General features: G+C 37.1%; 14 protein-coding genes, 1 tRNA gene and 1 pseudogene. 12 read left to right on the top strand and 4 right to left on the bottom strand.

The window, feature by feature from the left end:
- Positions 1–53 precede the first annotated feature (53 nt).
- From CVT17_RS08505 to CVT17_RS08450, 12 genes and pseudogenes are all read left to right on the top strand, one after another.
- Positions 54–809 carry a cytochrome C gene (locus CVT17_RS08505; RefSeq protein ID WP_072595072.1) on the top strand — a complete coding sequence of 252 codons (756 nt, stop codon included), beginning with the start codon at positions 54–56 and terminating at the stop codon, positions 807–809.
- Positions 802–2058, top strand: coding sequence for a nitrous oxide reductase family maturation protein NosD (nosD, locus tag CVT17_RS08500; protein ID WP_107858993.1), 1257 nt, complete (start codon positions 802–804; stop codon positions 2056–2058). Before CVT17_RS08505 ends, nosD begins: the two co-directional genes overlap by 8 nt.
- Positions 2051–2728, top strand: a complete 678-nt coding sequence (locus tag CVT17_RS08495; protein WP_084041224.1) for a 4Fe-4S dicluster domain-containing protein — start codon at positions 2051–2053, stop codon at positions 2726–2728. Before nosD ends, CVT17_RS08495 begins: the two co-directional genes overlap by 8 nt.
- On the top strand, positions 2725–3273 hold the full coding sequence (locus CVT17_RS08490) for a c-type cytochrome (RefSeq protein ID WP_107770795.1): 549 nt from the start codon (positions 2725–2727) through the stop codon (positions 3271–3273). The genes CVT17_RS08495 and CVT17_RS08490 overlap by 4 nt, the downstream gene beginning before the upstream one ends.
- Positions 3273–3734, top strand: a complete 462-nt coding sequence (locus CVT17_RS08485) for a c-type cytochrome (protein WP_084109871.1) — start codon at positions 3273–3275, stop codon at positions 3732–3734. The genes CVT17_RS08490 and CVT17_RS08485 overlap by 1 nt, the downstream gene beginning before the upstream one ends.
- Positions 3735–3736: 2 nt before the next feature.
- Complete coding sequence (locus CVT17_RS08480) at positions 3737–4636, top strand: NapH/MauN family ferredoxin-type protein (protein ID WP_103589144.1); 900 nt, start codon at positions 3737–3739, stop codon at positions 4634–4636.
- A 9-nt stretch (positions 4637–4645) separates the two neighbouring features.
- Complete coding sequence (locus tag CVT17_RS08475; RefSeq protein ID WP_107770796.1) at positions 4646–5299, top strand: ABC transporter ATP-binding protein; 654 nt, start codon at positions 4646–4648, stop codon at positions 5297–5299.
- Positions 5292–6119, top strand: coding sequence for an ABC transporter permease (locus CVT17_RS08470; protein WP_107691631.1), 828 nt, complete (start codon positions 5292–5294; stop codon positions 6117–6119). The genes CVT17_RS08475 and CVT17_RS08470 overlap by 8 nt, the downstream gene beginning before the upstream one ends.
- Positions 6120–6254: 135 nt before the next feature.
- Complete coding sequence (locus CVT17_RS08465; RefSeq protein ID WP_107858994.1) at positions 6255–6662, top strand: tetratricopeptide repeat protein; 408 nt, start codon at positions 6255–6257, stop codon at positions 6660–6662.
- Between the two features lie 399 nt (positions 6663–7061).
- Complete coding sequence (locus CVT17_RS08460; protein WP_107858995.1) at positions 7062–8162, top strand: PepSY-associated TM helix domain-containing protein; 1101 nt, start codon at positions 7062–7064, stop codon at positions 8160–8162.
- A pseudogene (locus tag CVT17_RS08455) lies at positions 8143–10257 on the top strand (TonB-dependent siderophore receptor). Before CVT17_RS08460 ends, CVT17_RS08455 begins: the two are co-directional and overlap by 20 nt.
- An 88-nt stretch (positions 10258–10345) precedes the next feature.
- A complete protein-coding gene (locus tag CVT17_RS08450) occupies positions 10346–10879 on the top strand; it encodes a chemotaxis protein (protein ID WP_107770799.1) in 534 nt (177 codons plus the stop codon).
- A 7-nt stretch (positions 10880–10886) separates the two neighbouring features.
- On the opposite strand, the gene CVT17_RS08445 is transcribed toward CVT17_RS08450, so the two are convergent.
- The 4 genes from CVT17_RS08445 to CVT17_RS08430 all read right to left on the bottom strand — a co-directional run bounded on the left by CVT17_RS08445 (position 10887) and on the right by CVT17_RS08430 (position 13123).
- Positions 10887–11099: a molybdopterin biosynthesis protein MoeB gene (locus CVT17_RS08445; RefSeq protein WP_196373563.1), complete on the bottom strand. Its 213-nt coding sequence runs from the start codon at positions 11097–11099 to the stop codon at positions 10887–10889.
- Positions 11099–11392, bottom strand: coding sequence for a hypothetical protein (locus tag CVT17_RS08440; protein WP_107770801.1), 294 nt, complete (start codon positions 11390–11392; stop codon positions 11099–11101). Before CVT17_RS08440 ends, CVT17_RS08445 begins: the two co-directional genes overlap by 1 nt.
- A gap of 337 nt (positions 11393–11729) precedes the next feature.
- A tRNA-Ser gene (locus CVT17_RS08435) sits at positions 11730–11817 on the bottom strand.
- Between the two features lie 502 nt (positions 11818–12319).
- The gene (locus CVT17_RS08430; RefSeq protein ID WP_107770861.1) at positions 12320–13123 is read right to left on the bottom strand and encodes a M48 family metallopeptidase; all 804 of its coding nucleotides are present in this window, start codon (positions 13121–13123) and stop codon (positions 12320–12322) included.
- Positions 13124–13269 lie beyond the last annotated feature (146 nt).

Here is a 13269-nt window from a genome sequence, read left to right as displayed (position 1 = left end):
ATTTTAAAATTTTATTTTTAGCAGATGAAATTTTAAAATCTAAAGGAGAGATCATGAGTAAATATAAAATTTATACCATTGTTGCACTTGTCTTAATGACTGTTTGTTTTACTTTGCCTGTTCTTGGTTGGCACGGAGCAAAAGAGCGTATAGCTGATGGTGATGAACTACCATCTTATACTTACGGTATCTATAATCTTTATAGCTCATTTCAGTATAAAAATCACCTTTTATCAAAAGATGTAGCAAGCGATCTTCATAAGATGATCGAACAAAAAGCAGAGATAGGTACACCATCTTTTCCTATCTGGTACGTTTCTCTTGAAGCTCCAAATTATCCAAAATCAGCCTTTCCTGATGGAATTCCTGTATATTTTCACGTAGATGGATATAGTGGCGACGTGCATGAGATGAATACGATAAATCACTACATCGGTATGTATCCTATGGAGCATGGCGGAAATTTAGAGCGAGCGATAGCACCTTACTATTTGCTTATTTCAACGCTTTGTATGCTTGCATTTTTGTATTACAACGGTAAATTTAACTCACTTCTTATGGTTCCAACCATTATCGCGCCTGTGCTATTTATGAGTGCATTTGCAGGATGGCTTTACTGGTATGGACACAATATGCAAGAGTGGGGTGCATTTAAGATTAAACCATTTATGCCAACAGTTCTAGGCGATGGTAGCGTCGCGCAATTTACAACGCACTCTTATCCAAGTATTGGATTTTGGGTTATGATCGCTATGAGCGTATTTTGCATACTTGCAGTATTTTCAAAGAAAAAAGAGCTAAATGCGTAAAATTTTCAATTTTGCCCTTGCTTTCTTGCCTATTTTTAGCTTTGCAAATATACTTCAAGATGTAATAAATAACGCTAGCCCTGGCGATGTTATAAAGCTAGGAGACGGCATCTATGAAGGAAGTATAACTATAAATAAGCCGCTTAGTATCGTTGGCGAGGGCAAAAATGCTCACATAAAAGGAAATGGTAAAGGTACAGTTGTAAAGATTATTGCCTCAAATGTTACGCTTAGAAATTTAAAGATAAGCGGTAGCGGAAATGACCTTGGTGAGCTAGATGCTGGCATTGGCTGTGATAAAGCAAATAATGTCTTGATTACGCAAAATGACTTGAGTGATGTGCTTTTTGGGGTTGATTTTAAAGAGTGCAGCAGCTCAAAGATCACTGAAAATAACATCACTTCTAAAAAAGGGGCCAGTCTTGGCTTTAGAGGTGATGCGGTTAGACTCTGGTATAGCCATGAAAATTTAATCGAGAGCAATTATATTTATGATAGCCGCGATATGGTTGCATGGTATGCGAGCCACAATAAATTTTTAAAAAATAAAGCGATCCGCGGTAGATACTCGCTTCACTTTATGTATGCAAATCAAAATTTAGTCGAAAACAATGATTTTATCGGCAATGCAGTCGGTATGTTTTTTATGTATTCGGCTGGCTCAAATATAAAAAATAATCTTGTTATGGATAGTGATGGCGCTTTTGGTATCGGCATTGGTCTAAAAGATGTTTCAAATTTTACTATCGAAAATAACACACTTATCTATAATGCAAGAGGAATCTTGCTTGATAACTCGCCGTTTCAGCCAGGCTCAACGATAAATTTCTTAGGCAATAAAATTTTACACAACGTAGTTGGCGTATATTTTCACGCTACTCAGGGGACAAGCATATTTGAAAATAATGATTTTATAGGCAATATGGATATCGTTGCGAACGACACTCCAGGCGATAAAATGGCATTAAATCGGTGGAGTAAAAATTATTATGATGAGTATGAGAGCTTTGATAGAAATAAAGATGGCTATGGCGATACGCCGTTCATGCATCTATCGTATGCCGATCAGCTTTGGCAGTACTATCCAAATTTGCAGTTTTTCTATGGATCAAGTGTCTTTAGTATCTTAAATTTTTTAGCCAAACTCGCGCCATTTTCTGAGCCAGTAAAGCTACTTGAAGATAGCACGCCAAGGATAAAACCACTTGATGCTTCAAATTTTAACGCGTTAAAGGCAAAACGTGGATAGAAGAAAATTTATAATCTTAGGCTCAGTCGCAGCTGCCGCAGGATATGGCATAGGTAAAATTTTGCCAAAAAGTAGTGGCGATAAACTCTATCTTAGACCACCAGGCGCGGTTGATGACTTTGATGATCTTTGTGTTAAATGCGGTCAGTGTGTGCAGGTATGCCCTTATCACAGTATAAGTTTGCTTGATATAAAAGATGGATATTCAAATGGTACAGCATACATCGATCCTAAAAAGAGAGGTTGCTATTTATGTGATCTTTTCCCATGTGTGCTCGCCTGTCCAAGTGGTGCGTTAGATCATGCTACAAAAGTTGTTGATGATGTGAAAATGGGCGTTGCTGTCTTGAGTAATGCAAATGCCTGTATGTGCCTAAAAAGAGAAAAACTAAGCGAAGATAGCGTTGAAGATTTGCTTGTCCGCAAAGTTTATAACGATAGAGAAGAGGCAGAAAAAGATAAGATAAAAGGCAAAATCGGTCAAATTTGTGACCTTTGCGTCAGCATTTGCCCAGTTGGCGATAGTGCAATAGTAATGAGTGAAGCAAATTTGCCACTCATAAAGCATGGCTGCGTTGGGTGTGGGGTGTGTGCTGAGGTTTGCCCTGTAAAAATTATAAACATTGCCCCAAAAATGAGTTATGATGAAATTTATAAGGAGAAAGAATGAGATTAATAATGTCCTTAGTGGCTGCTGCTTTGCTATTTGTCGGCTGTGAAAAGAGTGACGACAAAGCGCAAAAAGCAGCTAACGAGCAACCAATAAATGTAGCCACGAGTGCTAGTATAAAGGTTGAAAAAAAAGAAAATAACCAAAGCACAAATAAACAAAATGACTTCATAAAATACGATATGCACGGCGAAAAGAGCGTAAAATTTGGACTTGAAGATAATAACGTAAGCCGTCAAATCGGTGCTTTAGCAATGGTAAGAACCCCTCTTCAAACTATAAATTTAAGACTTATAAAGGGCAGGCTTAGTAAAAATTTCATTACAAAATGCTCAGCTTGTCACGATGATTACGCAAATGGCATCATCGGGCCATCACTTTTAACAAAAAGTGAAAATGAAATTTATACAATGATAAATGCTTATAAAAATAAAGAAAAAGTCAATGTCTTGATGCGAGATCTTGTTAAAAAAATGGATGATAGTGAAATCAGAAATTTAGCTAAAGAAATCAGTGATTTTAATATACAATTTAGGAGCAAATAATGAAAGTAGGAAAGATTATAACCATTATTTTAGCGGTAGCGATTTGCGGTATCATGGTGTTTATGTTAAGCCAGACTCCGCCTAAAAAGGAAAAAGTAGCAACTAATGCTCAGCCAAAAGTAGAGCAAAATTTTACAAAAGAGCAGCCAAAGTCTAGTGAAGAATTTGCTAGTGAAGATGAGCTAAAAAAGGTAAAAGAGCTAAGTCTAAGTGTGGCTAAAGTGCACAATGAAGGCGTTAGCAAGCAATATCTAACAACTTGTGCTCCGTGTCATGGCGCAAATGCAAAAGGTGTCGTAGCTCCTGATATAACACACCTAAGCAAGGATGAATTACTTAAAAAGCTGGCTGATTATAAAGCTGGCAAGGTGCAAAACTCACTTATGAAGGGGCTACTCACAAATGTTAGTGATAGCGAGCTTGAAAGCCTTGCAGATGAAATTTCTAAATTTAAAAAGTAAAAATGGACAAATATAACACTCGTGCGACGATTAGAAATGTAAGCTTTCTAAGCACGTTAATCACAACTACAAAAGATGGTAAAAAGCGTCCTAGCATACGATTTTGGCGCATTTTTACCATCGTTTTAGTTCATCTTTTATTTGTGCTTTCATATAGAGTCGATATACAAATTTTAGAAGGCGACATCAGTGCGTCAAGGATATTTGGTTTTCACTTGGCAGATGCTTTTATGAGCCTGCAAGTTTTTCTGGCGACGCATGAAATCCATGTAAATTTAATAATTGGCTCACTTAGTATCTTGGCATTTTATATCATTTTTGGCGGTAGAGGCTTTTGTTCTTGGATCTGTCCTTATTCATTAATAAGCGAAATAGCTGAGAAGATCCATGAAAATTTACGCGCTAAAAAGATAGTAAAACCACGAGTTTTTGACACAAAGTGGCGATATGTTTTCACCATTTTATTTTTAACCCTTAGCTTTGCTAGTGCAAGCCTTACATTTGAAATTTTTAATGTTGTTGGGATTTTTTCAAGATTTATTATCTATGGCTATTTTCATGCTATTTGGTTCGTTGTGGCTATGCTTATGGTTGAAATTTTCTTCTCACGTAGAGCTTGGTGCAGGTATGTCTGTCCTATTGGAGCTACTTACTCAGTGCTAGCTAAACCAAATGCCATAAAAGTTAGCTGGGATAAAGAAAAATGCGATCACTGCTTAGTTTGCACTGATGTTTGTCTAGTGCCTCACGTACTTTTTATGACAAAAAAAGGGGCAAAGCTTGACGAGAGCAAAAATATCTTTAGGATAGCTGGTGCAGATTGCACGCTTTGTGGCAGGTGTATTGATGTGTGTCATCAAGACGCACTAAAATTTGACAATGGCTTTAAGAAACTCATATAAGGAAAATTTTTGATAGATATAAAAGAAGTAACTAAAATTTTTGGCTCGCAAAGGATACTTGATAATGTTAGCCTAAATGTAAAATCTGGTGAAAAAATAGCAATACTTGGACAAAATGGAGCTGGCAAAAGCTCGCTCATGCGTATCATTTTAGGCGAGTTTATCCCAAATAGCGGAAACATCGCAATAAATGGCGTAAATACCCTAAAAGATAGAAAAGGGGCTTTGAAATTTATCTCATTTGTGCCACAAACTCCACCACCGCTTAAATTTAACCTGCGTGAGCTTTGTGAGTTTGTTTGCAAAAGCTCAAATGTAAAATTTGAAGAGATTGAGAAATTTAGCAAGCTTTTAGAGCTTGATCTGCATGCAAATTTAAATAAGCCATTTTATAAGCTCTCTGGCGGCATGAAACAAAAGATGCTAATAGCCATTGCATTTGCTAAGGATAGTGAAATTTTGATGTTTGATGAGCCAACGGCAAATCTTGATGTAAAAGCAAGGCTTTCTTTTAAAAATTTGCTTGATAACTTCACGCAAAACAAAACACTTGTTTTTATTTCACACCGTATCGATGAGATAGCAAATTTATTAGATAGATGCGTCTATATGGATCTTGGCAAGATCATCAAAGAAGAAAATTTAAGGAGCAAGAGTGAATAATCTTTTTTTAATAGCAAAGCTTGATGTAAAAGAGTCTTTTCGCTCAAGATGGTTTGTGATATATGCTGCGCTTTTTTCTGCTTTGATGATAGGATTTTTATTTAGTGGCGTAACTGACTCACGTGTGCTCGGCTTTTCTGGGCTTACTAGAGCACTGCTTTTGTTTATTCAAATTTGTGTCATCATTGTGCCTATTTTTATTCTCATCTCAACCGTAAGAAGTATAAATCAAGATAGAGATACAAATTTGCTTGAATACATCCTTAGTTTCCCGCTAAGTCTTAGAGAGTATTACTTTGGTAAGGCGCTGGGTCGTACATTTGTTGTTTTTGTTCCACTTTTGTTTGCTCTTTTGCTTTGTGTTATTGTTGGTTTTATAAAAGGTGTTGCGATACCTTGGGGTGTATTAACACTTTATTTTGGACTACTTTTTAGCTTAAGTATCATTTTTTTATCGCTTGGATTTTTTATCTCAAGCGTGATTAAAAATCAAGAGACAGGTCAGGGCGTAGCGTTTTTACTTTGGCTTATAATGCTAGCATTTATCGACCTAGCATTAATTGGACTTCTTATGCGAAGCTCGGTTGATGAGTATGTCATTTACGCTATTGCTATACTAAATCCGATAGAGCTTTTCAGGATAGCAGCACTTAGTCTTTTTGATCCAAATTTAGCAGTTATCGGTACTGCATCTTATTTTATTTTAAGCACCTTTCCAAAAGCGACATTTGTAGCTTACGCGATTATTTATCCGCTCTTACTAGGCATTATTTTGCTAGTTTGTGGCTATTTTGCCTTTAGTAAAAAAGATTTAGTTTGAGATTGTTTTTTGTTAAAGAAAAGTTGGTTTTAAATTTAGACGAAACTTGTATTATTCCACTTGTCCAACAAGAAACCTCCTTTTTGTAATAGCTCCCTTTCCCCCAAAGGGAGCTAACTTCTTCCAAGGAAATTTATGAAAAAATCTATTTTATTTTTAGCATTTGCTCTTATGTTTTTGAATGCAAACTGGGATATAAATATGCAAGAGTGTATTAATAAAAGTAACGCTAAAGCTTGCGAGAATTTTGTTAAAAAGCTTTCAAGTGAGTGTGAGAATAAAGATAAAATTTCTTGCTTTATCTATGCAGATATGCTAGGACGCGGTCTTGGTATAGAAAAAGACACGCAAAAATCTTTTGAGATATTTAGATCGCTTTGTGATAATGGTAGTAGTGAGGCTTGCTATGAGCTAGCGACAAAGTATCTTCAAGGAAATGGTACTGAGCAAAGCTTTGATCTTTCTGCAAAGGCTCTTGATAAGGCTTGCAAGATGGGCAGCAAACGAGCTTGCAACATATTAGAGCTTGTGCCTAAAAATTAGCTATTTTAATTTTGTACTTGCACTAATTAAAAGAAATTTATTAAATGCAGCTTCTTTAAAGTTAGATTTACTTTAGTATTACTTGGAATTTCTTTTTTATTAACTAAAAATTTTATTAAAATTTATGCTTAAATAATACTATTTCATCGTCCTAAATGGACCCTCCTTTTTGTAACTGATAAGTCTTTGCTTCCCCCTTTTCTGGCTTTTCGTATACACAAAGAGGAGTTGCTTATTCTTTTAAAAATCAAATCTATTTATTTTTTTCAATTTACATTCTATAAAAATTTTTCTTTTCTGGAATCATAATTGATAATAGTTTTAAATATTATCAAAGTAAATTTTGTGTAAGATTGCGAGCCATTATCAAAACCTACCATCAAAAGGCTTTAAAACAAAGTGAAATTTCTAAATCAAAAATTTTTTTATAAAGTACACACTTATTTATCTCTTTTATTTTTCATTCCACTTGCAGTAGTTTGTTTTAGCGGTGCGATCCTTGTTTATAAAGATGAGCTAAACAGCCTTCTTGCCCCAAATGTCGTAAATGTAAATTTAAACAAAGAAAATTTAAGCAAAAGGATCAGCTTTGATGAGCAAAGAGAGATCATCGCAAGCGAGCTTGACGGCTACGAGATGGTCGGCATAAATATCGATGCAAATCCTAAAAAACGTGACAAAATTTGGTTAATTGAGCACAATGACAGCCAAAAAGAGTGGAAATTTATCTATTTTGACGCTTTTAGCGGTAAGATAAAGAGCGAGCCACTTGCACATGATGAGGGATTTTTTGGAGTTTTAACCGAGCTTCATGAGTCGCTATTTCTAGAAAAGAGCGGTCACATTATCCTTACTCTAACCGCTATTTTTACGTTTTTTATCTGCATAAGTGGTTTCGTGATTTATAGAAAATTTTGGCTGACACTACTTAGGCTTCGTGTAAATAGGCTAAATATTTTTATGAGCGACATTCATAAAATGATAGGAATTTTTTCTACGCCTATTTTACTGCTCATTTGCATAAGTGGTGTTTGGTGGGAATTTCAAATGGCACGCATGCCAGAGTTTAAAAATGACTTCGTTATAGATGCAAAAATTTACAACAAAAGCCTATCTCTTGACGAGCTGGTAGCCCGCTCAAAAAATGATCTTGCTGGCTTTGAGCCACACTTCATCTCACTGCCCTTTATGCAAGGAGCAAACATACGCCTTTTTGGCTATGTAAAAGATCAAAATTTCTTGCATAACGAATATTCAAGCATATTAACTTACGATAAAAATAGCGGCGAATTAGTAAGTATTTTGGACATAAAAAATACAAATCTAAGCGAAGAAATTCTCTCAGCATTTAGAAAATCGCACTTTGGTAACTACAACCAAATCACAAAATTTATCTGGTTTCTAGTTGGTATTTCACCGCTTATTTTGAGCATTTCAGGGCTTTATTTGTGGATTAAAAGAAATTTTAAAAGGAGAAAAAATGAAAAAATTTTTAATTAGTTTGGTTGCATTAAATTTGATGCAACCTCAAATTTTTGCTAGCCAAAGCGATAAAATTTTAGAAGCAGTCGATGTCGTAGAAAGCGAGCGAAGAGACGACGCAAACTACTTTGCAAAAGAGCTTGTAAAGAGCACAACTAGGCTAAATTTAACCTCTCGTCAAACGCCCCAGTCGCTAACTGTGCTAACAGAAGCTAGGCTAAAAGATCAAGGCATCAAGGACTATCAAGTGCTTCTTAGAAATGTCCCAGGCGTTACGCTAAACAAATGGGACGAGCGCGTATATCCGACGGCTCGTGGCTTTGCGATAGATTATTACTTGCTTGATTCGATGCCTAGCTTTGGCGGCTTTAGCCTTGGCGCAAATGATATGAGCTTGCTACCTTATGAAAGAGTTGAGGTGGTAAAAGGGGCGAATGGCCTACTTGCAGGCGCTGGCAACCCAGCTGCTAGCTTAAATTTCATAAGAAAAAGAGCAGATGCAAAGGAACTTAAAGGAAATTTTGGCGTAAGCGCTGGCTCATACGATAGATACGGTGTAAATGGCGATGTACAAACGCCTGTAAATTAGAGTGGAAGCGTCAGAGCAAGGCTTTCATTTACGCATGAGAAGTCGCACTCTTATATGGATTATTATAACCGCAAAAATAGCGCGATTTATGGCGTAGTCGATAGCGACATAGGTGATAACTCATGGCTTAGTCTTGGTGCATTTTATCAAGAGCTAAGACGCCACGGGGTTAGGTGGGGTGGTATGCCAGCATTTTACACAGATGGCTCTAGGACAAATTTTAGTAAAAATAAAATTTTCTCTCAGCCTTGGACTAGGTGGGACATAAAGACGCTTGATTTTTATGCTGATTTTAAGCACTACTTTGAAAATGAAGCGAGCTTAAATTTAAGCTACTCATTCAGACGGGCAAACACTGACTCAAATCTACTCTACTACGGCGGAGCGGTAAATTTAGACGGTACTGGCAATATGAATGATCTTAGCGTTTATGCAAACAAAAGAGAGGAGAATATCCACAACGTCGATGCATACGCAAATATCCCTTATGAGATAGCAAATTTATCTCATGAGTTTGTCTTTGGCGCGATGTATAACAACTATAAAAAAAGTAGCGATAAGGTAAGTAGCTACTGGCTACAAAAGACCACGCCAGCTGGGCTTGCTTATACGGCTAGAAGCAGGATAGACTTTAAAAATTTACACCTTGATGATCCAAAGCTCCCTTACGAAGATCAAAACAACAAAGACAAAACGATACAAAAGGCATTTTACGCGGCAAATAAACTATCAATCACCGATGAGCTTAAATTTTTGCTAGGCGCTAGAGTGAGCTACTACAAATACGAGATCGAGGGTGGCAAAGACAATAGAAATTTCACAAATGAGATCACGCCATATCTTGGCATCACCTATGACATCGGAGCAAACCACACTCTATATGCTAGCTACACGAGCATATTTAAACCTCAAAACGTAAAGGGCGCAAATGACAAGTATCTTGATCCGATCCAAGGCAAGGACTATGAAGTGGGCATTAAAGGCGAGTATTTTGACGGGGCACTTCAAGCAAGTCTTGGCATCTTTAAGATCGTGCAAGATAAGCTTGGCATAAAGACTGGCAGGAAAAATCCAGCGACAAATGCCGATATATATGAAGCTGGCAAGGGTGTGACAAGCAAGGGTGTCGAGCTAGATCTAAACGGCGAGATCACTAAAAACTTAAGCCTAAGCTTTGGTGCAACGCACTTTAACGCAAAAGATGCTAATGGCGAGAAATACGCCACCGACTCATCAAGAAGCACGGCAAATTTATTTGCAAAGTATGAGATCAGAGACTTTAGAGTAGGGGCTGGAGCTATGTATAAGAGCAAAATTTATACTGGCAAAGGCGCAGATGAAATCACACAAAAAGGCTACACTTTAGCTAATTTAATGCTTGGTTATAAATTTGCTAAAAACTTTGATGTACAGCTAAATATCGATAATCTCTTTAACAAAAAATACTACGAGGGTATCGGCAAAAATATGATGGTTTATGGCGATCCACGCACATTTAATCTAAGCTTTAACTACAATTTTTAATCTAATTAAATCACCAGCCAAATAAGCTGGTGATAAATTTCAACTCCTAAAGTGTATAATTAGAAAAATATATTTTAGGATGAGTGTCATGTTTAAAGTAGAGGTTATTTATAAATTCTGTCTTGTTTTAGTTCTTATTTTGGGGCTTTGTATGCTCGCATTCTCTGGTGTAAATTTTGCGCTTGGCGAATATAATGAGTACTTACTAAATGCCCATAAAATCGCAGGTTTTTTAATATTGCTTGCTGCAACACTTCACGTTATAAATCGTAGAAAGAAGCTAGTAAAACTAATAAATGAAACAATGGATGTGCTAACACGCAGTAAAAATCCAAGCATTTGCAACATGGACCGCATCATCGCCTCACTCGAGCCATACAGCATAACTGAAATTTCACAAATGTTGGGCTTTGACGAGGCTATTTTTTGCGAAACTTTACATAAAAATGGAGTTAAATTTAATGACGCTAGCCAAACTCTACGCCAGATAGCACGAATGAATGATGAAAAGATATTTTTCGTGCTAGTTCTCATCATCGAGGCGAAATTTGGCAAGAGATTTTGCGGCGAACTAAAGTACAAACGTGGCGGAAAACTTAAAGATAAAAAAATGGTTGCGTAGGGCTAGCTCAGTCTTTGCTAGCTTGTGCCATGCAGATGAAGCTATCTTTACTCCAGCGCCTAAATGCGCAGTCATAGCAGCTCCTCTCACCTCCACAAGCCATCTCCTCCTCATCGTTATCTAGCTTAAATTTATCGCAGTTTTGGGCTATTTCTAGCGCTTTTTCGTAGTTAAATTTGCCGTATTTAAACTCATTTTTCTCATTGAAATTTTGCATCATCAAAATTCCCGAAGCTCTTTTATGTTTGAATTTCTAAACTTGCCATTTTTGTCTTTTCGCACAAGTAAAGTTGCCTTGTGATCCCAAAATATAGGCTTTAAAGTGCCATCTAAATTTATCATCTCATCTTTTGCTAGCTCTTTAAAATTCTCATCCAAAACCGCTTCGATAAAAGGAAGCTCTGTAAGCTTAGCAACGCTTAGCTTTGGCTCATTTAGATTAAATTTGCCCCTTATCTTGCCATCATCGCTGCTAAGCCTAAGCCCTATGCCCGCGAGCGCGCAGGAGCTCATACAAAAGACGCGCTGAGGGCTTGGCGGCAAGCTAAGCGAAACGGAGGAGGCACGGCTAGCGGAGTATTTTAACAGCGGCAGATATAAACCGAAGCAAGAATTTATGCACTGGGCGTTTGTAACTGTTGATAAGACAAATAGAATCTAAATCTAAGAATATAGTTAAAATTTCTCCTAGAATGGAGCAAAATTTAATGCTAGTTATATGCCTAAGTATGACGAAGTAAAAGATAATTGGGCAAGATTTTAATAAGTTTTAAAAAGTGATCTTTTGCTTAGTGCTAATGTTTTGAGTAATAAAATAAAGGTCAAGAGGTTTAAGTTGTAGATAGTTTTATGGCGGGCAGAGAGAGATTCGAACTCTCGGTGAGTTGCCCCACACACGCGTTCCAGGCGTGCTCCTTAAACCGCTCGGACATCTACCCATGAAGAAGTGGAATTATATCTTGATTTGCTTAATGCTTGGCTTTTAAAGTTTAGCCCCAAGATAATAACATCCTTCACTTTAGCTAGGCAGTTCGCTATATTATCAAAGCCAAATTTTTTAAAATATCCTAGGACTTGCTTTATTCTCAATAAATATTAAAGTGATGATATTCTTTAAATTTAGCTCTCTAGCTTCATTTAGGCTGTGGGCTAAAAGTTGCTTGCGATATCCTTTTTAAGAGCCTTTTTTGGCTACATAGATGCTTATTTCTACACTTATTTTGTAAGCTATTTTAGGATTAAAATCACTAATCAAACACCAGCCTAAAATTTCACAATTTTCTTTATAGACAAAGATTGAGCAAAAGTTGTTATGAGTTTTAAACCAAGGCTCTCGCTCTTTCGTGCTAGCTGGCTGAATATCAGCAGTTGTAGTTTTTTAAAATGTACTAGTTATAAATTTGAGCAACCATTTCAAAATCGCTCAAATTTTTTTGAAGCCTAGCTTCTTTTGGCAGCTTGGTAGACTGGCTCAAGCTTTGCTGCGATCTCTTTTAGGTCTTTTATCCTGCTCTCGTTTGATGGGTGAGTGCTTAAAATTTCAGGCACCTTTCCGCCACTCATCTTGCTCATTTTTACCCAGACTTCGACCGCTTCTTTTGGATCGTATCCAGCTCTTGCCATTAGCTCAGTACCGATGTGATCAGCCTCGGTCTCATGCGAGCGAGAAAACGGCAGAGATATGGTGTATTCGCTAGCTAAATTTAGAGCATTAGCTCCAAGATCGCCAAGGCCAGTAGCTGTAGCTATTGCAAAGATGCCTATGCTTTTCATCTGATCAGTACTTGCTTGCTCCCTGCTGTGCTCCCTAAGAGCGTGTGCGATCTCGTGTCCCATGACTGCAGCTAGCTGTGCATCTGTTAAATTTAGCCTTTTTATGATGCCGCTATAAACGACTATCCTGCCCCCTGGCATGCACCAAGCATTTAGCGTATCTTCATTAATGACATTCACTTGCCACTTCCATTTTAGAGCGTCATCTCTAAAAACACCAGTTTGGGCGATTAGCCTTTTAGCGATATCTTGAACTCTTTTTGTAAGGATCGGATCAACATTTAGCTCGCCTTTACTCCTAGCAGCTGTTAGCGTCTTGACGTAGGCTTGGGCTGAGCTTTGCTCCATAGCTTCTGATGAGACTAGCATAAACTGCTTACGATCAGCACCAACAACGCCTGCTTTTGTAACGCTTGAGCAGCCAGTGAAGAGCAAACTAGTTGCTAACAATGTAAGTAGAAATTTTTTCATTTTTATCCTTTTTGGACTAAAATTTTGCGTATTATAGCCTGAGTTGGATATGCATTGTTAAATGAGGGGGAAATTTAATTTTTGGAGCTGAAACGGCTTACAAATTTTAAAATTTGTCAGAAATTTTCTAAAATAAAACGCATGCA

Origin of the sequence: Campylobacter concisus, from assembly GCF_003048775.2 — a bacterium.
Lineage (GTDB): Bacteria > Campylobacterota > Campylobacteria > Campylobacterales > Campylobacteraceae > Campylobacter_A > Campylobacter_A concisus_I.
Note: the sequence above shows the minus strand (reverse complement) of the source record. Positions and strands in the feature narration are given on the sequence as shown.